We start from the raw sequence: 26956 nt of genomic DNA, 5'->3' as shown, positions 1-26956 counted from the left end.
CTCTGCCGTATCTCTCGACCAGAAGGTGACGCAAAAATTGAAGTTTGACGCTGCGAAAGCAGCGGTAATGCAATTCAAACTAAAGGTAGATTCCGTTGTTACCGATATGCGTGGAAGAAATGACAAAATAGCGGAACTAGTCAAGTAGCAAAAACCCTTACCGCACACCACATCAGTTCACGGCCTTGCCAGGCAATTTCTCTGGCAGGGCCTTTTTTTTGAACGGCAATAATTTGCCGTCAATAATTTCTACTATCGTCGTCGCTTCGCATTCAGCTACCGGGTCATTGAGGTTGGCAATGGCGGGCATGTCTTGGCTATTATCGTTTTCGCAGACTGTGCCATCAAGCCACAATTGCAGGCGACCGTTTTTATTGAGGTTGGTAACAGCAGCCAGGCTACCGGATTCGTACATGAATTTGTATGCCCTGACATTTTTCAATTCATGAATCTGATCCTTGCTGACAGCCAGCATGATGTTGTATTCGATATCGTAATAAGCTGGTGTGTTGCCATAGGCGGCTTCGATTTCGTAATTACAGTCGCTGACCAGCAGTTTTTCAGCGACAGCTTGCTGGTAATACACAGTCATTTTTTGTGAATCGCAATGCTGGCCCTTAAGCATGGCTGTTACCTGCTTTGCCTGTGTGGCCGTCAGGTATTTGCGCAAACCGGCCTGGCCTTCGACCATGTCGGAAGCAAATTTTTCTGCTTCCGGTGCAAACTGCATGCCCTGTTCTTCTTCTGCTGTCGTCGGGGCAAGCAGCACAGATGGATTGTTCATCGCAGCTTGTGACGTCGTGGTTGCCATCTCTGTAGGTATGGCTGGCACACTGTCACCCCGGCGAAAGATGGCTTTCAAGACCAGCAAGCCCGGGACCAGCAATACCACGGCGACGATGATACGAAGGCGATTCTTATCCATACGGCAATGATGACCAAATGATGGCGGGTAGCCATCAACATAAACGAGAGACCTTAAATTGGCAACCAGTTTTTCTACGACAGCGTCAGCCATCGTTTCCAGAACAAGCAATTGATTTCCATAGTCTTGTCTTAACAATCGTCAACGTACCCGCCGCACAGGATGACGAAACTGTCTTGCTATTCTGGTGGCGGGCTTATTTCTTTTCGCTTAATGCTGGTTTGCTTTTGCAAAAACATTCATTACGATCACGCCAGAAACAATGAGTACCATGCCGAGAATGGCAGGCATATCGAGTTTTTGTCCGAACAGTAGCCAACCGACGCCTGACCAGATGGCGTAGGCAATGCCTATCGGCATCATCACCCTGGTTGATTTCATGAAAAATGCCTACCTTGATGTCTATGAAAAGTTTGATGAAAAGCTGCGGCAACTATTGCGCCGCACGCATCTCATGCATTCTGCCAAGCCGGAAGTCGTCGGGCAAATCATGAGCCACCCTGTGCGCACGGCGGGCAGTGACCTGCATATCGTGGAACTGGTGCCACTGTTATCTGACCAGGGCCTGCATCATATCCCCATCATCAATGCAGAGCGCCGTCTGGTTGGCATGGTCACGCAATCTGACCTGGTGGCAGCGCTGTACCGTGGCCGTCTGGCAGATACCGAAGCCTGAGGCTTGTCAATGGCTGAATACCATCAGTGCTCGATATTGTATTCTATCGTCACCACCACCCGGGCGACTTTGTCTATGGTGCTTTTATCGTAAGTACCGCCATATTCATCCGCGCTGACTTCGGCACCGGCTGGCAGGATGTAGAAGGCCCCCTGCGAAGCTGATCGCATGGCACCGACCCTGACGCCGCCATATTTGGCAAATTCGCTGGCGCGCTTGCTGGCGTTTTCAGTGGCAGCACCGATCAGCGACATCTTGAGGTTTTCCAGGTTCTGCACCAGGAACAGCGGTGAAGAATAAAACACGGGCTGGCCATCGGCCTCGAGTTGCAGCGCCGCCTTGCTGACATTGCTGACTTTTGCCAGGTCGCTACTGGTCACAGTGATGCTCTGGCTGGCCTTGAAGCCGCGCTGTACCTGGCGGTTGCGGCCCTCGGGCAGTTCTTCGGTTTCCATATTCGGGCCGACGCTTTCTTCCGATTCTTTCAGGGCTTTTTTGTCAAAACCATTCTTTGCGAGGAAGCTGTCGAGCACTGGCCGCGATGTGCGCAGCTTGGCAAGGGCTTCGGCAAAGCTGGGGGCGACAACGGCGACACCGATCTTCCATTCTGCAAGCGTGGCCTGCACATTCTTTTCCGCCAGACCCTTGACCGAAATGCTTTGTCTGCCTGCGCCTATGTGTTTGGCCTGCATGCCAAAAATAAACGCTGCTGCCGACATGCCTATGGCCAGCAAAACGCCGAGGATGATGAGGGCGCGGGACAGTTCTTTGTTCATGTTAGGCTCCGGTGTCTGATGTAAAGATTTGCGGGATTTCTGTGTCACCCACGCGCCAGCCAGTCGCTGCGCAACAAGCCAAACAGGGCGGTATCGGACACCACGCCATCAATGATCCAGCGTTCGCGCAGAAAGCCTTCCTGTTTAAAACCCAGTCTCTCCAGAGACCTGGCTGAACCGATATTGCGCGGGTCGATATCCGCCTCGACGCGGTTCAGGTTCATTTCATCGAAGCCATAATTGAGCAGGCAGGTCAGCGCTTCATGCATATAGCCTTTGCCCCAGGCGGCGGCATCCATGTCATAACCGATCTCGGCACGGCGGCAACCGGCATCAAGGTGGAACAGGGTGCAACAGCCCAGCAGCGCACCGTCTTCCAGGCGTTCCAGCCCCAGACGCAAGAATTCACCCTTGACCATGGCAGCCAGGTCGCGCTCTACCATGGCGGTGGCCTGGGCAATACCTGTCCACGGTGGTGTGCTCATGTATTGCATGACGACAGGGTCGCTGTGTATGCGCAAAATGGTGGCGGTATCGTCGTGGCGCAGGGGGCGCAACAGCAGGCGCGGGGTAGTCAGTGTCAGTTGGTCAAATGCAGGCATGGTAGGTTTTCAGCTTATGTGTTCAGTGATATGTTCTGGTAAGGTTGATGGCCATGGCAGGCATTTTCTTCATTGCTGACGTGCGCGCCAGTCGCTGCGCAACAAGCCATATAAGGCGGAATCTCCCACCACGCCCTCAACGATCCAGCGTTCGCGCAACAAGCCTTCCTGCCTGAAACCCAGCCTGTCCAAAGTTCTGGCTGAACCGAGATTGTCCGGGTGTATATCCGCCTCAACGCGGTTCAGGTTCATTTCATCAAAGCCGTGATTGAGCAGACAGACCAGGGCTTCATGCATATAGCCTTTGCCCCAGACGGCGGCATCCATGTCATAGCCGATCTCGGCACGGCGGCAACCGGCATCAAAGTGGAACAGGATGCAGCTGCCCAGCAGCAGACCATCTTCCAGGCGCTCCAGGCCCAGGCGCAAGAAATCGCCTTTCATCATGGCAGCCTTGTCTTGCTCAACCATGGCCGTGGCTCTGGCGATGTCTGTCCACGGTGGCGAAGGCATGTAGCGCATGACAGCAGGGTTGCCGCGTATGCGCATGATGGCGTCGGTATCACCGTGGTGCAAGGGCCGCAATAACAGGCGCCGGGTATGCAGGGTCAATTGGTCAAAGGCAGGCATGAAGTCGTTTAAGGTCTGAGATGTTCAGGTACGAAGTGTTCAGCTACAGATGACTGCTGCCGTCATGGCCGACACCAGTGCCCAGCCGATGGCAGTGTAAAGCGCCTTGCCGTCTTCGGTGGCGACCAGCACGCCGGTATTGGCCTGCCTGCCAAACGCATGGTTGCTCAGAGCTTGCATGATCTGCTGGCCCAGCCCCTTGCGGCGGTGCGCCGGGTCAGTCACGATCTGATCAAACACAGCGAAATGGCTGCTCAGTGCCATGCGGCCGGTGGCAGCGATCTGGCCATCGGTGCTGAGCACGTGGGCGGTGACAGCCTGGCCGTCTTCGGCAATGCGCATGTTATAGCGTTCAGGCAAGTTCAGGGCCTGGCTGGCGCGTATGGCTTTGTGCATCAGGTATTCTGCCGGCCTGATCTGCCAGCAGGCTGGCAACAGTGCAGCGACTTCGGTGACAGGCGCGCAGATTTTAAGCCAGGTATCTGCCGCGCTTAATTCGCGTGCCAGCGAGCGTATCGCGCTGACAGCATGGCCGTAGAGGACATAGCGTTCAAGGTGGCCAGGCAGGCCAACCGGGATATGAAAGCCATCATCGGCCAGTGCGACAGCTGGCGGCGTGCCACGTGAAATGGTCCAGCCATGGACCCAGGCGCTGAGCAGGGTACTTTGTTCGGTAATGCTGAAGGTGCTTTGCATGATGTTACCTTTGTCGGTGAACGCATCGTCTTGTCGGAGCCGTCAGTGTGAGGTGCGGCAGCAGTGGTGACGAGCTGCGGCAGGTGCGCAGCTGTTTGTAAAGTAGCAATTTTACACCGAACTACAAAGTCCCCCTGTTTTTGCGCCAGGTGGGGCATTTTGCAGGGGGTATTTGAACTCAGCGCAGCAGGAGGGCGATGTATGCGGGCTGGTCAGATCATGTATGTCATTGACAGCGGCTGGGCGCAGGCGGTACGTTCAAACGCCCTCCCTGCATACCCTGCATACCTCTACATAGCCATTTGCACAGCCAGATATTTGTCCATGAAGTGGCGCAGATGCGGGTCACTGCGGTCAAACGGCAGATCGGCAAAGGCAAACCAGCGCACGCTGTTGAATTCACCTGTGTCAAATACCAGCGGTTGTTCACGCCTGGCATGAACCACGTACCACAGCGATACATCGGTGTGCCCGGCAGTCAGGCCAACGGTGCCGGTACAGGTGATCATCAACGGTGCGGCAATGTCATGCGCAGCATGAAAGCCCAGTTCTTCAAACAGTTCGCGTTGAACCGTCGTGCGGGGGTGTTCGCCATCGTCGACATGGCCGCCCGCAGGCAGCCATAACTGGGCATTCTTGTGATCCACCAGCAAAACATGCTGACCATCGGTAACGACAAAATACGATACCAGGTGTTGCGGTGGCGTGGCCGGTTTTGCTCAAGCGCATCGTGGGCGGTGATGGTGCTGATTTCGGCGCGTATCTGCTGGCGCAATGTACCTGCATTTGCGCCCTGATTATTTGACAGGTGTGACATCAAAAGTAAGGCATTTTCCTGAGGGTGGCACGTTCCACTGCGCCATAGCGGACAGTATCTGACTTGTCGGTGAATTTGATTTCATATTCAAAGACATCATCATGGAAAGTGAAATCCTTGCGCACGTTGTAGTTGATGTCTGGCCATTTGGCGATCCAGTAACCCTTGTTGCCCTTGATCTTGATTTCCTTGATGGTGGCGGTTTCCTTGATGATTTTTCCATCCAGTGTTTTCAGTTCCATGATGACGGTATCGTCAAGATTGAACACCATGTTGATCGATTTGGCGCCGATGTTATTCATCGACATGACATTCCCGTTGGGCATGGTCAGCGCATATTTCTCATAACGGTATTTGCCGCTGATGAGTGCCATGTCACTTGCCAGCGCATAGGTCGAAAACAGGGAAAAAATGAATGCAAATAGATATCTCATGGATTGCTGCCTGTTCCTGTGATGGGTAGAAAAGCAGGTGAATGATAGCATTTTGGCGTGCTGCCCCTGCTGTGCAAAAAATTTAAGCGCAGCCAGATGAAAATCAGGAGGGAGAAAGGAGGAGCTCAGGAAGAGATGCGCCAGGGCCATGATTTATTCATACCCTTACGCGCGTAACGCATGAAGCCACCATCCGGTTGACAAGACCACCCTCGTTTAGAACAACAACACTAAGCACACCCCACTGTGGTTTTTTGCGTCAACGCAGATGCGTCGGCTGGCGTTTTTTGCTCATGCAGGCTGAAATGAAACACAAGGCAGGCAAGCAAATCACCTCAACCGGAATAAAGGAAACATATCATGAACAAACTGATCACCGCCATCATCGCTTCCACCGTTTTGATGGGTAGCGCTTTTGCACAAACACCTGCCAGCGCATCGGCATCTGCCAAGGCTGCTGCACCAGTGGCTTCAGCCACCGCCGAAGCCAAACCAGCAGCAAGTACAGATAAACCAGTAAAGCATGTCAAACATGCGAAAGCAAAAAAAGCAGCAAAGGTAGTCAAGGCAGATGAAGCCAAACCAGCTTCAGCCTCAGCACCGGCAGCATCGAAATAATCAGGTACTTAGTCAGGCAAATTGTTACGCAACTTATTCCAGCAATCAACGCATTTTAAATTTTTTAAATCAAGGACAATGATCATGAACAAAATTATCTCCGCTTTCATCGCTTCCACTTTGTTGATGGGCAGTGCTTTTGCAAAAACGCCAACTGAGCCAGTAAGCAAAACAGCAGCAGCACCAGTTGCAACGGTTGCTACCACCACGACCACAACAGCGGTTACCCCGGCACCGACAGCGAAACCTGTTGTTGTGGCCACTAAAGCAACAACGTCGGCAACAACATCAGCAACAACGTCCGCAACTGCACCTGTAACAGCGCCTGCAACTGCGACAGCAAGCACAGACAGCAAAACCGCTGTGACAGGCACCGATACACAAGTGAAGCACAGCAAGCATGTCAAGCACGAAAAACATGCCAAAGCAGGTAAAAAGGCAGACGATAAAGTCGCCACCGCAGCAACGGCCAGCCCAGCTGTAAAAACAGCACCAGCAGCCAAGTAAGCCCGCTGTAGAAGCAAGCCTGCCAGGCTTGCTTTTAGTCTAAAAAACGACGCCCGGTCTCAGGACTGGGCGTCGTTTTTTTATGCAGGCGAAATCACTGGCAAACAAGGACGCCAAGTTTGAATGACAGACGGTTCATTTTTAAACTGCGCCGGTAGTAAAAGCCGACAATACAAATCGGGTCAGTCCAATGCAAATGAAAATCAATCCGGTCTGATACTTTTTTCTTGCGCTCCATGTGTGATTCGCAAGACACAATTTACAATTCACTACAAATAATGTCATGTGCTGTCAGGGTCTTTTTGATAGATTAACCCATGCATGATGTCGAGCAAGCAGGTGTCAGCATATCGACGCTGCTTGTATCAATACAGTTTGCCGCTATCCTTAACAAATGGCCGTCAAATGCGGGTCGTCAAATGCGGGTCGTCAAATGCGACATAATCGACATATTGTTTATCTGCGGCAATTTTTATCTGAACAGAATTTGCAAGTCCTATCACCAGTATGGCCTGATGCACCGAATCAAAAACGCGTTTTATTATAAAAACCGATAGTCAGGAGACATCATGAGCATCGCAAGAAGACTCTATATACTGACCGCATTCGTCACTGTGGTATTGCTTATCCTGGTGGGCATGGGTTTAAGCCAGATCAGCACGGTGTTCGAAGCGGCCAATTTTGCCAATGTCAATACCGTACCCAGCCTGCTGGCACTGGATGATGGCATCAATGCCCTGGCCACCATGCGTGTCGCCACCCTGACTTATCTGGCCGACAGCGACGAAGCCAGACGGGCGACGATGTTGCCACGTATTGACGCTGCCAGGGTCAAGCTGGTCGAGGCACTGGACAAATACGAAAAAGAAGATATCGCCGACCAAAAAGACCGCGAACTGCTGACCGCAGACCGCAGCACATTTGCCACCTATGATGCGCTGCGCGTCAAAGTGCTGGCATTGGGGGTAGAAGGCAAGATGGATGAAGCCAAAGACCTCTTGATAGGGCAGCAGGCCGTGGTACAAAAAGCGCTGGAAGCCTTGCGCGAACACCAGAAATACAATGTGCAACTGGGTGCCGCCGGTGCAGAACAGGCCAGCGCCGTGTTGAGGCGGGCTAATCTCACATCGTCCATCATCGGCCTGATCGCCGTGCTAGCCGTGGCAGCGATGGCCCTGATGCTGGCGCGTAAAATTGTCAGCAATCTCAATACGGCGATCGAAGTTGCCAGCGCCGTTGCCGCTGGTGACCTGACCAAGGAGATCGACGACAGCGGCAAGGATGAAATCGCCCAGTTGATGCGGGCGTTGAAAGAAATGTCAGGCAGCCTGGAAAAAATCTGTTCAGAAATACGCCACAGCACCGATGCGATAGCCACCGCCTCATCAGAAATCGCCACCGGCAATATGGATCTGTCTTCACGCACCGAGCAGCAGGCTGGCGCACTTGAAGAAACCGCCTCGTCGATGGAAGAATTAACCAGCACAGTCAAACAGAATTCAGACAATGCGCGTCAGGCCAATGTACTGGCGCAGACTGCTTCCAAGGTGGCGGTGGATGGTGGTGCCGTGGTGTCGCAGGTAGTAGGCACGATGGCAGAAATCAATGATTCAGCCAAACAGATAGAGGCCATCATTAGCGTCATTGATGGCATCGCCTTCCAGACCAATATCCTTGCCCTCAATGCCGCGGTGGAAGCCGCCCGTGCCGGTGAACAGGGGCGCGGCTTTGCCGTGGTCGCCTCGGAAGTGCGCAACCTGGCCCAGCGTTCTGCCTCTGCCGCCAAGGAAATCAAGACCCTGATCGACAACTCGGTAGAAAAAGTCGCGTCAGGCAGCAGGCTTGTCGATGAAGCAGGTGTCGCCATGAGCAATGTGGTGGAAAGCATACGCCGCGTGACCGATGTCGTCAGTGAAATCAGCTCTGCCAGCCATGAACAGTCATCCGGCATAGACCAGATCAACCAGGCTGTCATTCATATGGATGAAGCCACCCAGCAAAATGCCGCCCTGGTTGAACAGGCAGCCGCTGCCGCTTCTTCGCTGCAAGACCAGGCGCATAATCTGTCGCAGGTCGTCAGCGTCTTCAAGATCAAGAATCTGTTGCCTGCATCGTCGGCATCTTCAGTATCCACGGTATCGACCAAAGCCATCCATCGCCAGCCAGTGGCCACCAGGTCAGCGCCGGTCAGGCAGATCAAACATGCAGCCAGTCATGCCACGCCCAGGCGTGCCGCACCAACCCGGCCAGATGCTGGGGCAGCAAAAGCACAGCCGCAGGAAACACCGGATTGGGAAGAGTTTTGAAGAATTTTGAAATGACTGTATAAACGCAGCCGGGCTGAAACACGAAAGCTTTTCAGCCCGTCGCGCAAATATCTGACAGCAAGGGCTTGGCAATGCGCAGATAGTCCTCACTGTTCAACACGATGGAGGCATCCAGCCGCCCGGCATTGAAGGCAATTTCTGCATACCGTGCCAGCAGGCTGGGGTCAACCACCAGGTGTATGTCTTCAGAAAATACAAAGGGTGGGATCGCGCCGATGACGCAGCCGGTTTTTGCCATTGCAACCTCAGGCGCTGCAAAGCTGGTTTTTTTGGCCTTGACCGCCAGCGCCAGTTTCTTGAAATCGATCTTCTGGTCACCGGGCAAAATCGCCAGCACCAGTGAAGCCGGTTGCTCTTTGATTTGGCACAGCATGGCCTTGGCACCCTGGCCAACCTCGGTACCGCGCACGGCAGCGACTTTTTCTGAATTGCCTTCAGCAGCATGTTCGATCACACGAAAACGTGCATGATGGTCTTGCAAGTGTTGTTTCAGTTGTTCAAACATGCTGCTTTCCAAAAAAATTCCAACGAAGTTTATTCCAGCGAAATTTACTCCAACACCAGGGCCATGGAAAAGCCATCATAACCCTTGCTGCCAACGGTTTGCAGGGCCGTGGCTGACAGGCGCGGGTTGGCTGCCATCAGGTCAAAAAAGCTGCGCACGCCGATGACATTGGCGTCGGTGCTGCCGGCATCAGCCACGGCGCCATTGCGCACCACATTGTCACCAATGATGACCGTGCCTGGCCGTGACAACTTCAATGCCCATTCCAGATAATGCGGGTTATTGGGCTTGTCGGCATCAATGAAGATAAAATCAAACGGTGCGATGCCTTCTTTTTCCAGCGCAGGCAAGGTATCGAGCGCCTTGCCCACACGGATATCGACCTTGTGCGACAGGCCTGCGCGGGCAATATTGTGACGGGCAACTTCGGCATTTTTTGGATTGAATTCCAGTGAGACCACGCGACCGTCTTCCGGCAAGGCACGCGCCAGCCAGATCGTGCTGTAGCCTGCCAGCGTGCCAAATTCAAGCACCGTGCGTGCGCCCTGCATTTTCAGCAGCAGGTGTAAAAACTTGCCCTGGTTGGCTGCCACATGATGGGGTGGCAAACCACCGGCATCACTGTCCGCCAGGGCGGCTGTCAGTACGGGGTCTTCAGGAATGAGGCGTTCACAAAAATAATCGTCAACACTGTTCCAGGTATCTTGGCTCATGGTCAGGGATCTTTCGGTTCTTTGCTTTTTGGGGAAATCTTGCTGAAATATTATGCCTGATTGTGTAAGTTGTGGGGTTTTTCTTGCCAAAGCAATTACACATAATTTCATCCGCAAGTGCTGACAACTGCGTGCAATGATGCTTCATGTAGCCTAGCAAATTTTGTTCACGTGCACCGTATGCTCGGCCAGTGCCTCGACGATGATGTCACGCAGGCGCTGGGTGGCAGTGTCGAGTTCTGCTTCTGCGCGATGCAAGTTCAGGCCCAGCATGGGTAGGGGCGGCAGGTCGAATTCTGTGTCTGCCGAATTGAGCAGGCGCAGGTTGGCGGGCAGGCCGATTTCTGTACGCACGGTGACGCCCAGTCCTGCTGCCACCGCCGCCCAGACGCCGCTCAGGCTGGGGCTGGTAAACGCCAGCCGCCAGGGTATGTCCGCCTTGTCGAGCGCGTTGATGGCGCAACTGCGCATAAGGCAGGGCGCTTCAAAGGCGACCAGCGGCAAGGGGTTGTCGGCAGTGGGCATGGGCAGCGTCCAGTTTTCTTGCGGGCCTATCCAGCGCATGGCAAAGCTGCTGATGTCTTCCACATGCGGGGTGGGGATGCCGGCATCCCAGGTCAGTGCCAAGTCAAGCTTGCTGGCGCTGATTTGCTCCATCAGAATGACATTGCGCGCGACCCTGGCTTCCATGCGTATCTTCGGGTGGGCGCGGGTAAAGCGGCCCAGCACATCAGTGAGTATGCGTTCGCCAAAATCTTCCGGCATGCCCAGCCTGATCCAGCCTTCCAGCTCTACACCGCGTACTGCGGTGGCGGCTTCATCATTGAGTTCCAGCAGGCGGCGTCCGTAGGTCAGCAGGGTTTCACCTGCCGCAGTGGGCAGCATGCCACGGCCAGATTTACGCAGGATGGGGCTGCCCACCTGGTCTTCCAGCTTCTTCAATTGCGCGCTGACGGCAGAGGTGGAGCGACCCAGCCGGTCCGCCGCCCTGGCAAAGCTGCCCAGGTCAACGCCAGTGACAAAGGTACGCAAGACATCCAGATCAAAAGTTAATTTTGCCATTTTAATAATCCTGTTTTTCTGAACTATCTGTTGAAAATTATCTGATTTTATGGATGAAGATAAGCGCGTATTCTGATCCTGTCAATCACTACAACGCGATCTGGAGGACACATGCAGCAGAAAAATGTCGACCCCGCCATAGGCAAAGGCCAGCAAACCATGGGCGATATTGCCCCCAGGCTGGCACAACTGACAGATGAAGTCTTGTTTGGCGATATCTGGCAAAGGCCGGGTCTGCCCAAGCGCGAACGCAGCCTGATCACCGTCGCCACCCTGGTGGCACTTAACCGCAGTGAACAACTGCCTTTCCATTTGCAGCGCGCCATCGACAATGGCGTGACCCCGGCAGAACTGGTGGAACTAGTCACCCACCTGGCGTTTTATTCAGGCTGGCCGACTGCCGCAAGCGCCGTGACCGCCCTGAAAGCCATGCCGCAGTTTGGTGGCACCCTCACATCCACCCAAAATCAACCAAAGTAGCCAAATAAGGAACCGACACCATGCCATTCGCCCGTATCTCACTCTTAAAAGGCAAACCAGTCAGCTATCTGAAAGCCTTGTCTGACGGTATCTATCAAGCCCTGGTGGATGCCTATGAAGTGCCACTGGATGACTGCTTCCAGGCCATTCACCAGCATGCGCCTGAAGAGCTGATTTTTGACCGCCATTACTTAAGCCGCGGCGGCGCGCGTTCCGATGATTATGTGCTCATCTGCATCACTGGCGGGCGCGAGCGAAGCAAGGCCACCAAGCAGGCGTTTTACCAGCGTGTGGTTGAATTGCTGGGCGCAGCACCCGGTTTGCGGCCACAAGACATCATGATCATCATCAACACCACGACCTCAGACGACTGGTCTTTAAGCTCAGGCCACATGGGCATAGGCCAGCGTGCCAGCCTTGACGACACCACCACAGAAAACAGGGCCGCAACATGATCGCCATGCAATATAACTTTACCCTGCCTGCTGACTATGACATGGGCATCGTGCGCCAGCGCATTGCCAGCAAGGGGCATCTGATGGACAACTTCCCTGGCCTGGTCTTCAAGGCGTATTTGCATGCGGCAAAAAATACCGTGCCCACGCAATCAGCACAAAACTGGTATGCGCCGTTTTACCTGTGGGACAGCAATGAAGGCATGAACAACTTCCTGTGCGGCGATGGTTTTGCCACCGTTTCGCAAGCCTTTGGTTGGCCCGCCGTCAGCAACTGGTCAGTCTGGCACAGCCATGTGCATGCCGAGGTGGCCAGTGCAAGCTATGCGACACGCGAGATCATCGCCATTGCACCTTATACCGCTTTACCCGCCTTGCGCGAAACAGAAACCGCTGCGGCAAAAAAAGCCAGCCAGCAAGATGGCCTGCTGGCCGTGGTAACGGCCTTTGACCCCAATGCATGGACACTGGTGCGGTTTTATCTATGGCGTGATGCGGGGTTTGCCAATGCTGGTCAGGATGTGCAGGGGTATGAAGTGGGGCATGTGTCGGTGGGGGCCAGATAAATTTTTGATGCAGGGTTTGGATATACCAGACATAGGGTATCTGAACCCGCAATAGAAATCGCCGCAAGATTGTCATGCTAGAATTATTGACCAGGCCTCACCACGCTGAAGCCGATTTACGGCTTTCACCAACACTTTTCTCAGTACATCGACCATGCGCCACGCCTGGAATCCTACCCGCCGCAATAAACATATAGGTACCGGGGCGCAAGGACATGGCAACGATAATCGCCTCGTCATTCCTGAAGCCTGGGGCGATATTTATTATGAAAAGCTTGATTCACATAAACTGATCGTGCGCCATATTGGCTTGCGCGAGATACGCTTTTTTATAGAACCTGCACGACCCGGTTTCTTTTATCCATGCAGCATTGACGACATTTCTACTGTGCTGACACATTGCCCTGAAGATGCTCTCTCATCTTTCGATTTCATCGTACTGCGTCAGGCTACACGCAAGCAGCGCATTTTGCGACCGGTGTGGGGCAGGGCAATATTCTCATTTGATATACGGCGTTTACGCGGCGCTGCCATCGTCATTGAGGCGCAAAATCTCGATTCCTATGTCTGGCCTACATCATTGAGTACGGAACGCCGCCGTGAACTCACCCGTTTGCAGCAAGATGGGCATGCTATCCATCGTTCTGACAGACATTACCGTATAGCGCCAAATGCACAATCCTTGCGTAACACGATACTGTACCGTACGCTCCTGCACGAGATAGGACATCATGTTGACAGGCAGCGATGTTCAGATGAAGAGTGGGATGGAAAGACGACTGCCACCAAAGAAGATTATGCCCATCGCTTCGCGGCTGATTTATATGCCAGCCTGGTGAAGCAGGGTATTGTGCCATTTGCCCCATTCTTTGACGAAGCAAGGATGGAACAAGATGGCATCAGGCGTGAATGGTTTTGTGCGCCGGATGATTTCGCATCCCAGCAAGAATAATTTCCAGTCTGCTGGCTTCACACATGGAAAGAGACAGCATATCGCCATGCTAAAATAAGATTTCATCATCAGACCAAGGCGATGCCGCTGATAAGGGAATAAAAAAACATGGCCGACCAGATCAATCCCCTAAGTGAAATTGCGACTGTCACTGCTGCTGAACACGGCGCTGAAAACAGTGCGCCTCACCGCCAATTCCAGTTGCATACGAAGGTTGATGCAGAATTTCTCGATGCACTGGAAGCGGAACTGGTGGAAACTTTGCATGCGCGGTTCATGGCGTATCGCGAACGGTACATGCAATCCAGGATGACCCTGTCTTTGCTGTTGATATTGAAATGCATTTGCATCCTGGGCCTGGCTTTGTGCGTGTGGGTGTTTGCGCTGGGCGGCATTCCTTTTCACGGGATCAGGATAGAATTTTTATTCGCCCTCTTTTTCCTGATCCTGCTGGTCTTGTTCTGGGATAAAAACAAACTCATCAACAGGCAGGGAAAAGTATTCAAGCCTTACTGGAGCTGGCTGGCAAAGTCTCACGCCAAACGCATGCTGAAAGTGGCCAGGAAAATCCTGCCATTCGAGGCGGAATATGTTTTTCGCGATGATGTTGCCGTGTATTACCGTATCAGCAAAGCGGGTTCCACGCTGGCCTGGAACCGCAAGGTAAAGCACTGTTATCTCAGCGGGCAACGTGCCACCATGTTGTTTAAAAAGCCGACATCGTTGTACCCCTATGTGCTGATACAGCATGATCCCCCTGCGGCATTGGCGGCCTATCTGGATGAGATAGGGCTACGTGCCATCGCATAGCTTTCCACGTTCGTTGCAGGCGATGGCAATACCGTACATGGATAAGGAACAGGCAGGCTGTGCACTTCTTGCGTCTCGAAGGTGCTACAAGGTGCTACAAGGTACTATAAGGCGCTATAATCGGCATGAACTGGTGAGAAAGTCTCATGAATGCCCAAAGAAAATTTCAATGACCTGCTGGCCTTCACCGTGGTTGCACGTGAAGGCAGCTTTACCCGGGCAGCAGCGCAACTCGGGGTGTCGCAATCGGCTTTAAGCCATACCATACGTGGTCTGGAAACGCGGCTGGGTGTGCGTCTGTTGACGCGCACCACACGCAGCCTGGCACCGACTGATGCCGGTGAACGCCTGCTGAAAACCCTCGCCCCGCGTTTTGAAGAAATCGAACTGGAACTGGCCGCCCTGAGCGAGCTGCGCGACAAACCGGCTGGTACGGTGCGCATTTCTGCCGCTGAGCATGCGGCCAACACAGTCTTGTGGCCCAGGCTGGAAAAGTTCTTGCCTGACTATCCTGATATCAAGGTGGAGATCAATATCAACTACGGTTTTACCGACATCGTCGCTGACCGTTTTGATGCCGGTGTACGCCTGGGCGAGCATGTTGCCAAAGACATGATCGCCGTGCGGGTTGCGCCGGATTTGCATATGGTGGTCGTGGGCGCACCGGCGTATTTTGCCAAAAACCCGCGACCGAAGACACCGCAAGATCTTGCCAGTCACAATTGCATCTGCCTGCGCCTGCCTACACTGGGTAACCTGTATGCATGGGAATTCAAGCGCAAGGGGCATGAACTGAAAGTGCGTGTCGAAGGCCAACTGGTGTTCAACAGCAGTTCGCCCATGGTGCGTGCAGCGCTGGCTGGCCTGGGCCTGGCCTATCTGCCGATTGATATGGTTGAGCAGCATATCAGCGCGGGCAATCTGCAACGCGTGCTGGAAGACTGGAGCCCCAGTTTCCAGGGTTATCATCTGTATTACCCCAGCCGCCGCCAGGCATCACCCGCGTTTGCGCTGGTGGTCGAAGCCTTGCGGCATAAGGGCTGAAAATAAGCTAAAAAATAAGCTGAAAAATAAGCAGGTAAGAGATGCTGTATTTCTTCATCAACCGCATTGCCTCACCTATTGGCACCAACCCATGCAAAGACTGAATTCACAACAGGTTGCCAAGCTCTGGAATTTCATCGCCGGTGCGATCTCTGCATGGATGCTGCTTTATCCCACTCCCTATAACTTGCTGCTGCTGGCTTTGTTGCCCATGCCTTGTGTGGCCTTGCTATTGATGCAGCGCTACAAGGACGAATTCCAGATTGACGGGCAATGGAATGACTTTGGGGGCAACCTGACTTTGCTGATCCTGTTGCCAGCAGGTGTGCTGTTTATAAGATCACAGACAGATGTCAATCTGCTTGACCATACCATGCTGGTGGGGATGGCATTGGCCTGCTCGCTAATCTTCGTCGCTATCGTGATACGCGTTTATGAAGAGGCATATAAGCCCATGGTACTTTTTCTGTGCCTGGTCCTCTCTTTTCTGCATGGCTTTGGTGCGCTGGCATTGATCAATGCGCGCTTTGATCCCTTTGCTATTCAATCTTACAATGTCAACATTGAAAGCAGGCGCGTTTCCCACGGCAAGAGTACGGCCTATTATCTGCAACTGGCGCCCTGGGGGCCAACACCGACATCTGAAGAAGTGCGTGTCAGAAGTACGGTTTTCAATGATCTGGCATCGAGTAACACGACCTGTGTCACCCTGCACAAGGGGCTTTTGAACATGCCGTGGTTTGTGGTTGGGGCTTGCCCTTGCCCCTGTTGATGATTTTACGTGTGCAAATCAGAACTCTTCGTCTAGCCTGATGAGCAAAGAGTGCCTTCATCATGTTTTGGTTTTTTACGACTGAGCTTTATTTTGAAGCAGCATTCTCAAATAACGGGCAGCATCCTGCATCTCAACATAAAGTATCCAGGCTGACATGCCGGACTTGATCCGGCATGTCATTACTTGAATTGCAGGGCTTTATACAAGAGCTTCGCTTCCTCGTCAGCATTCTTGTCGGGGCTGGGTTCTCCCCAGCTTTCGCGGGACATCACTTTTGCGGCATAGCTGGTGCCGACGATGTGGTATGTGACATTGTTCTTGACGAAGATATAGTTCGAAGAAACGTGATGCGGTTTGCCGTTTTCAGACACCTGCTGGAAATAATGGATGGAATGTCCGCGTGTCTTGCTGTCCTGCATCTGCTTGAGGATGATGTCGTCATGCTTTTCCAGTGAATTGGAAATGGCGATCAGCATGCGGTCAGTATCTGCAGGTGCCGGAAAGGTGATGACTTCATACTCGATAGGAAAAATGCGTCCTGTTGATGTGATTCTGACGCCCTGAATTTTTTTATCCGGGTCGGGTGAAAATTCAGAAATCTTCAAAGGCTTTGGGTCAAGTGCCGCGATCTCCGTCAAATCGAGACTGTAGGGTTTGTCTTTTAAAATGGCTTCATTATCGGCTGCGGCAAAGGTGCTGGAAGCCAGTGCCAGCAACATCATGGCTGGAAGTTGGCATAAGCTTCGCAGGTGGTTTTTTTTCATATTGACTCCTTATTGATGACGAATGTAGAATTTTTAATGGGTGCTGCCGTGAAACACAACTGCCTGTTGCCATGAGCATACCAGCCCGGCTTTGTCGTTTTACCTTGCCACAGCAATTTAAATCTGCGGCAGGAAGGCCACAAAATCTGCCAGCATATGCGCAAAAACGGCGGGCCACAGGTTGCGGCTGCGCCAGTAGTAAGTGCTGATGATGATACCAAAAACCAGCACGGAGACTGCACCCACAGGGCCCTGGTACAGGTGATACATCAGACGTACCAGTGCGCTGATGCCTATCGCCGTGGAAGCGCCCAGTCTGTCGAGACCACGCACGAGGTAGGCGAGTAAAAATGTTTCTTCATACCAGCCATTGATGATGGAAATCAGCAAGATGCCGATGAAAGACGGGTGAGACTGCGAGACGATGGTGGCGATCGGTTGTTCGACCATGGAATTGACCGGCAACAGCGGGTACACAATACTAAGACCGAGGTAGCTGGCAGCAAGCAACAGTATGCCTATGCCACTGCCGCGCAAGTCTGGTACTGGCCACAGGGACGCCAGTGTATACCCACGTATGCGCAATACCACCAGTGCCACTGTTGCGAGTACGCATTCTGTATACGCCATCGACAGCAAGACATGGTCATTGAATGCGCCACCAGCGGGAAAGCCCAGGGCTACTGCCTGTAGTGATGCGAGGATAAACAGGCCAAAGCAGATCGTGATGATGGCGATGATTTCACCGCTGTGAACAGGCGCCTGGGAAGCGTCTTTATGCTGATTCATGATAGGGATGCGTTAAGTCGAAATTCACTTCAAGACAAGCAATGCAGCCGTGTATTGCACCGCTTTGTTTTCCTTGCTGACTGATTTACTTGCGTTGTTGTGGTGGATATTGGTCATCAAAGGCCTTGATGCGTGACAAGCCCGCCTGTTCGCGCCTGTCATTGAGTTTTTCTGGTTCTTCCACGTTGCCATAGGCTTCTATACCTTCTTTTCCAGGAAAAAATTGGGTGGCATATAACTGCGGCAAACCTTGGTCAAAAAGCATGCGGTCTTTCATCATGGTATAGCGTGAACTATGCAGCTGTTTGTCCTGATACTGTTTCTCAAAATAAGGGAAATAGCGGATGCGGTCTTCTTTGCTGCCATGTTGTATGACAAAAAACAGTGCCGAATTAGCCAGGTAGGTCAGTGTCTTGGCATCAGGCCAGCCACAGTTGCTGATAATGTTTTTTATCGTGGCATCATTTTCGCGGTCACCGGCGCGTAATTCTTCCAGCACTTTGGCCTGGTTGGCTTCATGCTCGGCGCTGGGGGCAAATTTCTGATCATAATCTGCCTGGATGCGCGCCATACGCAAACCCTGGTCGCGTTGAAACACTTGCTCAAGTTGTGGGTTTAAGCGGTCGATGGCGCAGGAATCGTGGGCCTGGCAAAGCGCCCATGGACTCATCAACAGCAGAAGCATGCATGTTTTAATTGCTACGTTTCATTTTTTGTTATTGGCAAAGCGGTGATAATCACTTAGCGCTCGACGTCACCACGCTCACCATGGGATGGATTGAATTAAGACCCTATCCAGTCAGTGAATGCCTGCCATTGCGGGATATGCGGCAAGACGATGAAGCTGATCTGATGCAAGACCATGATGCCCAGTACCAGCCAGTAAGGGGTTTTCAATCTGCCCTGGCGCGCATCATAGGCGATCAGGCCAAGCAGGATGGCGTCGGTAAAAAAATACGAGGCATTGAACGAGGCTGAAAAAGAGTTAATGCCCGGCACAAAATTGCCGAACACCCGCGCTGCCGCTGGTGGGAAAGCCAGTAAGGCTGTGCATGCCATCCAGCGCGAATACAGCGGACGATAACGGCGATACTGAATCGCAAGTCCATACGCCAATACAAAACCCAGCAAGGTTGTCAGATCGACGAAAGCCAGGCGGCTGCCAAAGGCTTTGGCAAAGCCATTGTGGCTGGACAGCATCGTCATCATGATAATGATGCCAGAGATGACAAACAAGGGCGCGATCACCATCGACAACTTGCCTATGCTGCGATGGATATCGAGCCGCCTGTGCGTGGCCAGCCAGCTTTGCAAAACCAGCATGCCCATCCAGATGGTCGCCATGATGCCGTGAAAATGGTGCTTCACATCAAGCTGTGCCAACCTTCCAAAGTAACTGGGGTAAAAGCCGATGAACACCAGCAAAAACAGGCCCGAGAAATAAAGTGGTGATTTGATGCTGCTGCTTGTTTGCATATGGCTTCACTCTTCACAGGAAAAATCACGCAGGCGAAAACAGGTTTGCATAGGTCTTTCTCACCAATACATTGATTGCAAGAAAGAAAAAGCCAGGATTAAGCCATCAGCAGCTTGGCGTAATCGGGTACATTAATTCAGAATATGCAGGCTGTCAATTGTGATTTTTTCATGCAAACTATGCACAGTTTCCGCTTTGTCTTCCTGTGCATAGTTTGTTTCGTGCGGGATGTCATTACCAAGTCTGCTCACGCGATATCAATCACCAGTTTTCCTTCGGCCTTGCCAGTTTCAAGCAATTGGTGTGCATCCATCACGGTTTGCATGTCGAAGTGGCGGCTGTCCATGCGGGGTTTGAGTTTGCCTGCATCGGCCAGCAGGGCGGCTTCGCCCAGGATGTCGCCATGATGCTGGCGCTGTTTGCCGGTGATTAATGGCAGCAGCGTGAACACGCCTGAATAGGTCGCTGCACGGAAAGACAGTGGCGCCAGCGCATGCGTGCCCCAGCCCAGGCAGCTGAGCACATGGCCGCCATAGCTGCGCACGGCGTTGAAGGAGGCATCCAGCGTGCTGCCGCCTACGGTGTCATAGACCACATCAAAGCCTTCACCGCCGGTATGTTGCTGTACATAGTCAGCCACGCTGCTGGCCTGGTAGTCAATCGCCGTGGCGCCATAGCCTTCGATGATGTTTTTTTGCTGTGCCGAGCCTGTGGCATAGACATCTGCACCGAGGGCGACGGCCAGTTGCACTGCCATGTGGCCGACACCACCGGCACCGCCATGCACCAGCACTTTTTGGCCTGCATGCACGTGGGCGCGGTCTACCAGGCCTTCCCAGGCGGTAATGAAGATCAGTGGCAGGGCGGCGGCTTCACGCATGCTGAGGTGTGCGGGTTTATGCGCCAGCAGGCGTGCATCGACAGCGGCAAACTGCGCCAGCGAACCGGGTACACCGGCAATGCCGCCGGTCATGCCAAACACGGCATCGCCAGGCTTGAAAGTACTGACACCTGCGCCCACCGCTTCCACCACACCTGCCATATCCATACCCAGTATGGCCGGCAACACTGTGTTGGCATGCGCTGCATTGCCGCTGCGTATCTTGGTATCGAGCGGGTTGACACCACTGGCGCTGATACGCACCAGCACTTCGCCTGCTGCAGGCTGGGGGCGTGCCACTTCGCGGCTGATGAAAGGCGTACCGTAGTTTTCCAGCACCAGGGCGCGCATGCCTGTATTGGTGTGAGTGTTTGTCATAATGGTTTCTCCATAAAAATTGATGATGAAACGCAGTCTAGACCTGTGGGCTACCGGGATAAACAGGGCCGGGCGCAATGCAGTATTCAGAAAAGCTGCACAATCCCTGTCTTAGAAAAAATTGACGGATGCTAGAATGAAAGCGCTTCTGGACACACCCTGGGGAAACACCGATGGATAAGCTCGATGCACTGAAAGTATTTTGCCGCGTAGTCGAGCTGGGTGGCTTTAGCCGTGCGGCAGACAAGCTGGGCATGTCCACCTCTTCGGTGACGAACCAGATCGCCGCACTCGAAAAGCATTTCAGCATCAAATTGCTGAACCGCAGTACGCGCAGCATGTCGCTGACGGACGAGGGCCGTCAATGCTATGAACAGGCGCTGCAATTGCTGGGCGACATGGATGACCTCGAAGCCAGCCTCACGCAATCAGGCCAGAACCCGGCAGGCAGCCTGCGCGTGGAGCTGCCCGCCATCATCAGTCGCCTGTATGTGGCCCCGGCCCTGCCGCGCTTCATGGCGGCATATCCTGATATCGCCCTCAAGATCACCGTTGGTGACCGTAATATCGATATGGTGGAAGAGGGCGTCGATGTTGCCGTGCGCATTGCTGATCTGCCCAGTTCCAGCCTGATCGCAAAACGCTTGTGCAAGACCCGCTATATCTGTTGTGCGGCACCGTCGTTTGTGCAGCAGCATGGCCAGCCCAAGCACCCGCAAGAACTGGCGCAATTTGCCTGCCTGGGTTTTTTGCGCCCCAATTCCCGTCAACTGCGGCCTTGGTTGTTTGAAAAAGATGACGAACATTTTCAGCACATGCCACCCCCCTTGCTGGCGATGGATCATGTGGAATCATTGATCGCTGCGGCCATGGCGGGTGCCGGCATCATCCAGCATATGTCGGTGTCGGTGGCTGGCCCCGTCCACAATGGTCAGCTATTGCCCATGCTGGCAGACTGGTCAGTGCCGGGACCGGACGTGTCCGTGCTGTTCCAGCAAAAACATCATCGCGCTGCCAAGATCAGGGTGTTTGTGGAATTTCTGGAAGAGGTGCTGCGGCCGCTTTCTGTTTGATTGTCGCCCCGGCTAGCTCCAGGCTTTGTATTGTTGAATTCCCTATCTATCGGCAGCGTCTATGCTTCAAGCCTCAAGAGGGGATATACGTGCTTACACCGAGATTGTCGACGTCATGCGGCAAAAGTGGTTGAATCCTGAACAGGGTGCCTGCGGACTAGGGCGTCGCCGGGTCTTTAATCTGCTCATCACCAATACTGACGACCACCTGAAAAGCCATGATTTTTCTATATCGGTGAAGGGTAATCGCAACTCTCGCCGTCGTTCGACATCAATCCAATGCCAGGCGAGTTGCGGGAATTAAAGATCTGATTGACGGAAGATTCTGGCACGATTGATTCAGTGCAAATGCTGCTTGATGCTGCACTTTACTTTTCGCTTACCAATGTTGAGGCCATCACGGTTTGAGAGATCGTGCTATCCCATGTTGAGAATTGGAAAAAAGTGGCTTTGAGTGATGAGGTAGGTCTTACCACTATTGAGCTAACTGTATTCGAGGACGCTTTTGAGCATAAGGTGACTGAAGAAACGCAAATGTTGTTGCAATGGCGCTGACTATGCTAGGTCTGGCAATGCTTTGAGCCAATACCTATTCGGGTTTTGGTGCCAACTAAAGGCTTGCGGATAAATGTTGGTTTTTCTCTCACCGCAAACCCTTCTTTAAATCCATTTAATCCTTGATGGCTTGCACCTGAACGGCGTCAATGAAACCTTGTATTTTGCCTGCGCCGGTAGTAGAGCTTCTGTCATAGGCAAATACCTGTTTTCCATATTTAGCAGAGACAAAAAACCATTGACCTGCACCCTGAGCTGGCTCGATGTAATAAATTACATCGACATCTGGCGATGCTGGATAAGAGCCGTTCATCGTATCGAAGCCTACAAATTCTGTGCTTTGATAGATATTTTTCTTTGCGATTGCGTCATAAAAAACTTTAATTTGCCTGAAATTTGTCGTGGTAATTCCATCCAGCATATCGCGCACATTGCCAGGCGCCTTGGTGTGCTGAACAGTCTCGTATCTAGTGATTGATTCATTGTAAAGAGCTAGTTGACTGGGTATGGCAAAAACCAGCTTCTTTGAGGATACAGGTTTAGGCAGTGGTGTTACAGTGTTTAGGGAAGTGCTGATGAAGTTATCACTTGCCTGAAATAGTTTTTCTTTAGAATCGTACTTTTGTCCCTCAAAAGTATAAACAGTTCCGCAGCCTGTAAGCGCCATGAGTATCAGCAGCAGGCCAGGCATAGCATATTTAAATTTCATTCTTCGATACTCCCATTGATTGACAAACATTTTTCTCGGGTGGTGAAAACTGGAGCTTGCGTTCCCAATTTACAACTAATTCTTTCTTGTTTTACCTGCTGACCGGCAACGTCGCCGCTGATGCCTGTTGCGACTCCACCTGTAGTGGATTTGGCAGTCAGATACACGCTTCTAACCATCTCGACAGACTGTGAGCAAAGCTGCTGCTCTATCAGAGAAAAATTTGAAACAGATACGCATGCGCCGTTTGCATGCCGAAATGGATCTGACTGCATTTGATCAAAATATTTTAATTCACCGGAACCAAGTTTGACCGCATACCTGAAGTGGTACCTTGTCACACCCTGGCTATCAAGTGCTGAGCCGAGTATGCCACCAACCAGGATGGCTGCAAGCTGACTTTTAGCGGAATAGTTTCCATTGCCGATCGCCTTATCTACATACACCGCACTTCCAACTGCAGCGCCAAGAGCGGCACCCCCATTGGTAGATTGGGTTGATTCATTGACACCCTGGTTATCAATGATCAGTCCATAAGAATCTGATTCAATGATTTGGATTTGACCCTTATTCTGAATCAATTGCTGTTCTTGCAGGCTTAGTGCAGACCAGACGTGCCTGGCGATTTTAACGCTTGCCTGACTCGCAAAGCCTTTGTCCGATATGGATATCAAGGCAACAAAAGTAAGAAAGGTGCGAAGTAAATGTTTGAGACACATAGGTATAAGTTTGTACAATTGACTGAGCAATATAGCCGAAGGTCTTGCAGGAGTAAAACAATCTTCGCTTAACACCTGTTGTCCTTGTTGCGAAATGCGTCGCCAGCGTACACGTCGTGTTATTTCCATTTTTTCTGGGCAAACTCATTACTAACTATTGGTCACTTCCAGCGCATAAAACCCGGCTTCGGGATTGGGGTCTAGCGTATTGGCAGTGACAGTTGCGCCGTCTTGGGCGATGGCAACGTGGGGCACAGTAATGCCATTGATGACAGCTTGCACGGTATAGCCGTCCAGTTGCAAATTCATGGGCGTAAAGCTTTCGGGCTGCAAAAAGGCCTGTTCGACATTGTCGCCAGCTCGCACCAGAAAGCTCACAGGCGAAGTACAGGTCTTGTAAAGTTGCAGGCAAGGCGGATTGCTGCTGGGGGCTTCCGACAGTTGCATCACATAGGACTTGTTTTCGATATCCTGGTCTATCTCTGCAACATAGGCCAGGTTGGCAGATAACTGTATCTGCATACTTGACTCATATTCCTTATTCAGGAAATTGGTTTTGGCAACAATGCTGAGCGCGATATCGGTTTTTAATTCCATCGTGGCGCCAGCTGCGACAGGTACCCAGTGCGCAAATATGATGTCGCCTTTTTTGAAGGTGAAATGCGCCTCGAAGCCGGTATTATTAATGACAGTAAAGCTCATGCTTACCCCTGGTTGATGAAGATAATGTGCTTGCCAGAATACGTCGTGCACAGGAAGAAAAGATTAAAACCGATGACATGAAAACCCCAGCTGCAAGAGCCCGCCTTTTTCATGAAATATGGTCTATTTTACATGCTTATGCACACACGCACTGATATTCTTGCTGACGCGTTTTCCTTACGTTTAAAGCGGATGCACGCCATGCTTTGCACGCAGTCACAGCCATCTTGCCAAAGGGCAAGCGCAAGCAAGATAGCAGGTAGCAAGCCAGTCAAGGCCGTAAACAGGTGCTTGTAGAGACCTGCCACCAAGCAATGAAACAATGTCCATGCCAGGTTTTTGCTGCGCGGTGGATATGAGTGCTGACAGGCGAGCGGCAGATGAGTGATAGATGAGTGGCAGATGCTCAGACATCGGCAACATGCCGCAATGCTACAATCGAAAATCACCAGGCTTTGCAATTCATAAGCCCTGCCAGTTCCGCATCCGCCAAAAAATAAACATGCAACTCGATAAATTTGACCGTCAACTGCTTAATCTTGTCCAGCAAGACGCCAGCATGGCGGCCGAAGGCCTGGCAGAGCAGGTGCCACTATCGCCATCGGCCATACAAAGGCGTTTGCGCCGCCTGCGTGAGCAGGGTGTGATCGTGCGGGATGTGGCCATGCTGGATCCAGTTCAGATTGGCCAGCCCAATTTTTTTATCGTCAGCCTGGAAGTTGAGCGCGAACATCCTGAACTGCTGGAACAGCTGCGCGCATGGCTGGCGCGACATGAGCAGATACAGCAAGCCTTTTACGTCACCGGCGCAGCAGATTTTGTCATCATCGTCACCGCACCTGACATGGCAGCCTTTGACACCTTGATGTCAGCGCTGATGAAAGATAACCCCAATGTCAAACGCTTTACCACCAATGTCTGTCTTGGGCTGGTCAAGCGTGGTTTGCATATACCTGTGCCGCTGGATGGGGGTGATTGAGGTCAGGCGTGATCCTGTGTTTCACCAGACAAAGGTGTCGCCAGCATCGAAGCGCGCTGGATGAAAGTCTCATACCAGGCAGTGAGTCTGGGGCGCTGGTTTCTAAAGCCGGGCAAGTCACGGAATTCCAGCCAGCTCAGTGATGTGGCAACGGCGATATGGCCGATGTGGATGGGGGCATCGGTGTCTATATGCATATCCAGTTCCTTTTCCAGCCAGTCATAGCTTGCCAGCAGTTTTCCGGTATGCCCGTCACGCAGCGGTGGATAACGCAAGGCTTCGGGGCGGCGTGAGGTTTCCCAGCGCACGGCAATGCCGGAATCTGCCATGCCCTGGGCTACCGCCTGTACGCGCAAGGCATGCCAGCGTGCCTCGTCACGCAATGGTATCAATGGCCTGCCTGTGTGCAGGGTATCGAGATATTCACAAATCACGCCAGAATCAAAAATCGGGGGCAAACCCATACGCAACAACACCGGCACTTTGCCCAAGGGGTTTTGGGCATACACAGCTTCATTGCGGTTGGTGGGGCTGGTTTCATGATGGATGACTTCAATGCGATCAGCCAGGCCCGCTTCATGGGCGAAGACCAGTGCCTTGCGGGCGTAGGGGGAGTGGGTTTGGTACAGTAGTTGCATGTTGTGGGTTCCTGAAGATGTGTATACCACGATGATGTTAAACCAGGACGCATGCGTTTTTACCGCGTTGATGACCTTGCTAGTGCGGGTTTTTGGCAATGTTGGGTATAGGGATGCTGAGTGCGATTATTCAAACCATTGCAATGGCGATCATTAAAAATGATCATTTTTGTTGTGTTCTTTTAGGGGAAGTGAGTGAGTAATGTAATTAAAATGGGGGATCGGGTAATCCTGACTGGCGTACCGGAATGGCTCGTACATGATTTGCCAGAAGAAGAGAAAACAGAAATCTATTCCTGTATTGGTAAAGCGGCAGTCATCACTGAGATTGATAAATACGGATATTATTGGCTTGGATTTGGAAGTACTGTAGAGCATGGAGATACTGCATTTTATTCAGGACATGCATTTTGTGTATCGGGCGAATATTTGAAAATAGAACCGATTGATTCACGCTGATATTTGTTACAAATTTCTGAAAAATTGTTAGCAGTGTGATTAATGTTTTTTGTGCATTAGTCACTGAAAAAAATCAATGTCAAAGGCCATAAATGGCATCTTGATATCAGCAGCGTAAATCAAGATGGGACAGGTTTGATCAATTATTTAATTTACCTGAAATTAAACGGGACAAATTTTATAATCAAGAGAGTGTGGCATTTCTCTTGAAATTTGTGTCCATGGAAATGCAAAGTTATGCATTGCCCGAGATCGACAATGCAGAAGATTTTTTTGAAATCATCAAAGTATTAAGGCTCAATTATCGCCAGTGGAACCAGCGATTGTCTGCACTGTTATGGGCATATTCTGAACTTAAAGACGCAGCATCCAGACAGGAATTAGCTGACTTCATAAAGTCATGCCCGTGGAATATGCTGGTTGATGTTGCTTGTGATACGGTGGAACAGGTATAAGGGAACGTA

35 protein-coding genes are annotated in these 26956 nt (G+C 52.1%); 15 read left to right on the top strand and 20 right to left on the bottom strand.

Features of this window, described 5'->3' with window-relative positions:
• Window positions 1–172: 172 nt before the first annotated feature.
• Together ACO0LH_RS01700 and ACO0LH_RS01695 are read right to left on the bottom strand one after the other, a co-directional pair.
• Window positions 173–1018 (bottom strand): hypothetical protein, encoded by an 846-nt coding sequence (locus ACO0LH_RS01700; RefSeq protein WP_422939311.1) that lies wholly within the window; start codon window positions 1016–1018, stop codon window positions 173–175.
• A 117-nt stretch (window positions 1019–1135) separates the two neighbouring features.
• Complete coding sequence (locus ACO0LH_RS01695; protein ID WP_422939310.1) at window positions 1136–1306, bottom strand: SMR family transporter; 171 nt, start codon at window positions 1304–1306, stop codon at window positions 1136–1138.
• Here ACO0LH_RS01695 and ACO0LH_RS01690 point away from each other — a divergent pair.
• Window positions 1305–1601 (top strand): CBS domain-containing protein, encoded by a 297-nt coding sequence (locus ACO0LH_RS01690; protein ID WP_422939309.1) that lies wholly within the window; start codon window positions 1305–1307, stop codon window positions 1599–1601. The genes ACO0LH_RS01695 and ACO0LH_RS01690 overlap by 2 nt on opposite strands.
• A gap of 23 nt (window positions 1602–1624) precedes the next feature.
• On the opposite strand, the gene ACO0LH_RS01685 is transcribed toward ACO0LH_RS01690, so the two are convergent.
• The 6 genes from ACO0LH_RS01685 to ACO0LH_RS01660 form a co-directional block, all read right to left on the bottom strand.
• A complete protein-coding gene (locus ACO0LH_RS01685) occupies window positions 1625–2377 on the bottom strand; it encodes an SIMPL domain-containing protein (protein ID WP_422939308.1) in 753 nt (250 codons plus the stop codon).
• A 44-nt stretch (window positions 2378–2421) separates the two neighbouring features.
• Window positions 2422–2979, bottom strand: a complete 558-nt coding sequence (locus tag ACO0LH_RS01680; protein ID WP_422939307.1) for a GNAT family N-acetyltransferase — start codon at window positions 2977–2979, stop codon at window positions 2422–2424.
• 69 nt (window positions 2980–3048) lie between these two features.
• On the bottom strand, window positions 3049–3609 hold the full coding sequence (locus ACO0LH_RS01675) for a GNAT family N-acetyltransferase (RefSeq protein ID WP_422939306.1): 561 nt from the start codon (window positions 3607–3609) through the stop codon (window positions 3049–3051).
• Between the two features lie 39 nt (window positions 3610–3648).
• Window positions 3649–4305, bottom strand: a complete 657-nt coding sequence (locus ACO0LH_RS01670; RefSeq protein WP_422939305.1) for a GNAT family N-acetyltransferase — start codon at window positions 4303–4305, stop codon at window positions 3649–3651.
• A 290-nt stretch (window positions 4306–4595) separates the two neighbouring features.
• The gene (locus ACO0LH_RS01665; protein ID WP_422940550.1) at window positions 4596–4997 is read right to left on the bottom strand and encodes an NUDIX domain-containing protein; all 402 of its coding nucleotides are present in this window, start codon (window positions 4995–4997) and stop codon (window positions 4596–4598) included.
• Window positions 4998–5121: 124 nt separating this feature from the next.
• Window positions 5122–5556, bottom strand: coding sequence for a hypothetical protein (locus ACO0LH_RS01660; RefSeq protein ID WP_422939304.1), 435 nt, complete (start codon window positions 5554–5556; stop codon window positions 5122–5124).
• Between the two features lie 360 nt (window positions 5557–5916).
• Here ACO0LH_RS01660 and ACO0LH_RS01655 point away from each other — a divergent pair, with 360 nt between their 5' ends.
• From ACO0LH_RS01655 to ACO0LH_RS01645, 3 genes are all read left to right on the top strand, one after another.
• On the top strand, window positions 5917–6174 hold the full coding sequence (locus ACO0LH_RS01655) for a hypothetical protein (protein ID WP_422939303.1): 258 nt from the start codon (window positions 5917–5919) through the stop codon (window positions 6172–6174).
• A gap of 84 nt (window positions 6175–6258) precedes the next feature.
• A complete protein-coding gene (locus ACO0LH_RS01650; protein WP_422939302.1) occupies window positions 6259–6681 on the top strand; it encodes a hypothetical protein in 423 nt (140 codons plus the stop codon).
• 569 nt (window positions 6682–7250) lie between these two features.
• Window positions 7251–8987, top strand: a complete 1737-nt coding sequence (locus ACO0LH_RS01645) for a methyl-accepting chemotaxis protein (protein ID WP_422939301.1) — start codon at window positions 7251–7253, stop codon at window positions 8985–8987.
• 52 nt (window positions 8988–9039) lie between these two features.
• Here ACO0LH_RS01645 and ACO0LH_RS01640 read toward each other — a convergent pair whose 3' ends face one another.
• From ACO0LH_RS01640 to ACO0LH_RS01630, 3 genes are all read right to left on the bottom strand, one after another.
• Window positions 9040–9513 carry a YbaK/prolyl-tRNA synthetase associated domain-containing protein gene (locus ACO0LH_RS01640; RefSeq protein ID WP_422939300.1) on the bottom strand — a complete coding sequence of 158 codons (474 nt, stop codon included), beginning with the start codon at window positions 9511–9513 and terminating at the stop codon, window positions 9040–9042.
• Between the two features lie 44 nt (window positions 9514–9557).
• A complete protein-coding gene (locus tag ACO0LH_RS01635) occupies window positions 9558–10226 on the bottom strand; it encodes an O-methyltransferase (protein ID WP_422939299.1) in 669 nt (222 codons plus the stop codon).
• A gap of 153 nt (window positions 10227–10379) precedes the next feature.
• Window positions 10380–11288, bottom strand: coding sequence for a LysR family transcriptional regulator (locus tag ACO0LH_RS01630; protein WP_422939298.1), 909 nt, complete (start codon window positions 11286–11288; stop codon window positions 10380–10382).
• Window positions 11289–11399: 111 nt separating this feature from the next.
• Here ACO0LH_RS01630 and ACO0LH_RS01625 point away from each other — a divergent pair, with 111 nt between their 5' ends.
• The 7 genes from ACO0LH_RS01625 (at window position 11400) to ACO0LH_RS01595 (ending at window position 16367) form a co-directional block, all read left to right on the top strand.
• The gene (locus tag ACO0LH_RS01625; protein WP_422939297.1) at window positions 11400–11768 is read left to right on the top strand and encodes a carboxymuconolactone decarboxylase family protein; all 369 of its coding nucleotides are present in this window, start codon (window positions 11400–11402) and stop codon (window positions 11766–11768) included.
• 20 nt (window positions 11769–11788) lie between these two features.
• Window positions 11789–12223: a tautomerase family protein gene (locus ACO0LH_RS01620; RefSeq protein WP_422939296.1), complete on the top strand. Its 435-nt coding sequence runs from the start codon at window positions 11789–11791 to the stop codon at window positions 12221–12223.
• Window positions 12220–12789, top strand: a complete 570-nt coding sequence (locus ACO0LH_RS01615; protein ID WP_422939295.1) for a DUF4865 family protein — start codon at window positions 12220–12222, stop codon at window positions 12787–12789. Before ACO0LH_RS01620 ends, ACO0LH_RS01615 begins: the two co-directional genes overlap by 4 nt.
• Window positions 12790–12943: 154 nt before the next feature.
• Window positions 12944–13741 (top strand): hypothetical protein, encoded by a 798-nt coding sequence (locus ACO0LH_RS01610; RefSeq protein ID WP_422939294.1) that lies wholly within the window; start codon window positions 12944–12946, stop codon window positions 13739–13741.
• A gap of 108 nt (window positions 13742–13849) precedes the next feature.
• Window positions 13850–14551, top strand: a complete 702-nt coding sequence (locus tag ACO0LH_RS01605; RefSeq protein ID WP_422939293.1) for a hypothetical protein — start codon at window positions 13850–13852, stop codon at window positions 14549–14551.
• A 150-nt stretch (window positions 14552–14701) separates the two neighbouring features.
• Window positions 14702–15595 carry a LysR family transcriptional regulator gene (locus ACO0LH_RS01600; protein ID WP_422939292.1) on the top strand — a complete coding sequence of 298 codons (894 nt, stop codon included), beginning with the start codon at window positions 14702–14704 and terminating at the stop codon, window positions 15593–15595.
• Between the two features lie 91 nt (window positions 15596–15686).
• Window positions 15687–16367, top strand: coding sequence for a hypothetical protein (locus ACO0LH_RS01595; protein ID WP_422939291.1), 681 nt, complete (start codon window positions 15687–15689; stop codon window positions 16365–16367).
• Between the two features lie 182 nt (window positions 16368–16549).
• Here ACO0LH_RS01595 and ACO0LH_RS01590 read toward each other — a convergent pair whose 3' ends face one another.
• The 5 genes from ACO0LH_RS01590 to ACO0LH_RS01570 form a co-directional block, all read right to left on the bottom strand.
• Window positions 16550–17134 (bottom strand): hypothetical protein, encoded by a 585-nt coding sequence (locus ACO0LH_RS01590; RefSeq protein WP_422939290.1) that lies wholly within the window; start codon window positions 17132–17134, stop codon window positions 16550–16552.
• A gap of 117 nt (window positions 17135–17251) precedes the next feature.
• Window positions 17252–17923, bottom strand: a complete 672-nt coding sequence (locus ACO0LH_RS01585) for a CPBP family intramembrane glutamic endopeptidase (protein WP_422939289.1) — start codon at window positions 17921–17923, stop codon at window positions 17252–17254.
• 85 nt (window positions 17924–18008) lie between these two features.
• A complete protein-coding gene (locus ACO0LH_RS01580; protein ID WP_422939288.1) occupies window positions 18009–18608 on the bottom strand; it encodes a DUF6624 domain-containing protein in 600 nt (199 codons plus the stop codon).
• Window positions 18609–18706: 98 nt separating this feature from the next.
• Window positions 18707–19399 carry a hypothetical protein gene (locus tag ACO0LH_RS01575; protein WP_422939287.1) on the bottom strand — a complete coding sequence of 231 codons (693 nt, stop codon included), beginning with the start codon at window positions 19397–19399 and terminating at the stop codon, window positions 18707–18709.
• 248 nt (window positions 19400–19647) lie between these two features.
• Window positions 19648–20658: a zinc-dependent alcohol dehydrogenase family protein gene (locus ACO0LH_RS01570; RefSeq protein ID WP_422939286.1), complete on the bottom strand. Its 1011-nt coding sequence runs from the start codon at window positions 20656–20658 to the stop codon at window positions 19648–19650.
• Window positions 20659–20831: 173 nt separating this feature from the next.
• On the opposite strand from ACO0LH_RS01570, the gene ACO0LH_RS01565 reads away from it, so the two are divergent.
• Window positions 20832–21731, top strand: a complete 900-nt coding sequence (locus ACO0LH_RS01565; protein WP_422939285.1) for a LysR substrate-binding domain-containing protein — start codon at window positions 20832–20834, stop codon at window positions 21729–21731.
• 670 nt (window positions 21732–22401) lie between these two features.
• On the opposite strand, the gene ACO0LH_RS01560 is transcribed toward ACO0LH_RS01565, so the two are convergent.
• Genes ACO0LH_RS01560 through ACO0LH_RS01550 form a run of 3 tightly spaced genes read right to left on the bottom strand, consistent with a single transcriptional unit; the run spans window position 22402 to window position 24416 of the window.
• A complete protein-coding gene (locus ACO0LH_RS01560) occupies window positions 22402–22995 on the bottom strand; it encodes a hypothetical protein (RefSeq protein ID WP_422939284.1) in 594 nt (197 codons plus the stop codon).
• Entirely contained in the window at window positions 22992–23843 is an 852-nt protein-coding gene (locus ACO0LH_RS01555) for a hypothetical protein (RefSeq protein ID WP_422939283.1), read from the bottom strand. Before ACO0LH_RS01555 ends, ACO0LH_RS01560 begins: the two co-directional genes overlap by 4 nt.
• 21 nt (window positions 23844–23864) lie before the next feature.
• Window positions 23865–24416, bottom strand: coding sequence for a hypothetical protein (locus ACO0LH_RS01550; protein WP_422939282.1), 552 nt, complete (start codon window positions 24414–24416; stop codon window positions 23865–23867).
• A gap of 502 nt (window positions 24417–24918) precedes the next feature.
• Here ACO0LH_RS01550 and ACO0LH_RS01545 point away from each other — a divergent pair.
• The gene (locus ACO0LH_RS01545; protein WP_422939281.1) at window positions 24919–25395 is read left to right on the top strand and encodes an Lrp/AsnC family transcriptional regulator; all 477 of its coding nucleotides are present in this window, start codon (window positions 24919–24921) and stop codon (window positions 25393–25395) included.
• A 2-nt stretch (window positions 25396–25397) separates the two neighbouring features.
• Here the strand turns inward: ACO0LH_RS01545 and ACO0LH_RS01540 are convergent, their stop codons facing one another.
• Entirely contained in the window at window positions 25398–26033 is a 636-nt protein-coding gene (locus ACO0LH_RS01540; protein ID WP_422939280.1) for a glutathione S-transferase, read from the bottom strand.
• Between the two features lie 195 nt (window positions 26034–26228).
• Here ACO0LH_RS01540 and ACO0LH_RS01535 point away from each other — a divergent pair, with 195 nt between their 5' ends.
• Both ACO0LH_RS01535 and ACO0LH_RS01530 read left to right on the top strand, forming a co-directional pair.
• A complete protein-coding gene (locus ACO0LH_RS01535) occupies window positions 26229–26492 on the top strand; it encodes a hypothetical protein (RefSeq protein ID WP_422939279.1) in 264 nt (87 codons plus the stop codon).
• A 221-nt stretch (window positions 26493–26713) separates the two neighbouring features.
• Entirely contained in the window at window positions 26714–26947 is a 234-nt protein-coding gene (locus tag ACO0LH_RS01530; RefSeq protein ID WP_422939278.1) for a hypothetical protein, read from the top strand.
• Window positions 26948–26956 lie beyond the last annotated feature (9 nt).

Source organism: Undibacterium sp. TJN19, from assembly GCF_049339485.1.
Classification (GTDB): domain Bacteria; phylum Pseudomonadota; class Gammaproteobacteria; order Burkholderiales; family Burkholderiaceae_D; genus Undibacterium.
This window is presented reverse-complemented; position numbering and strand designations above follow the sequence as displayed.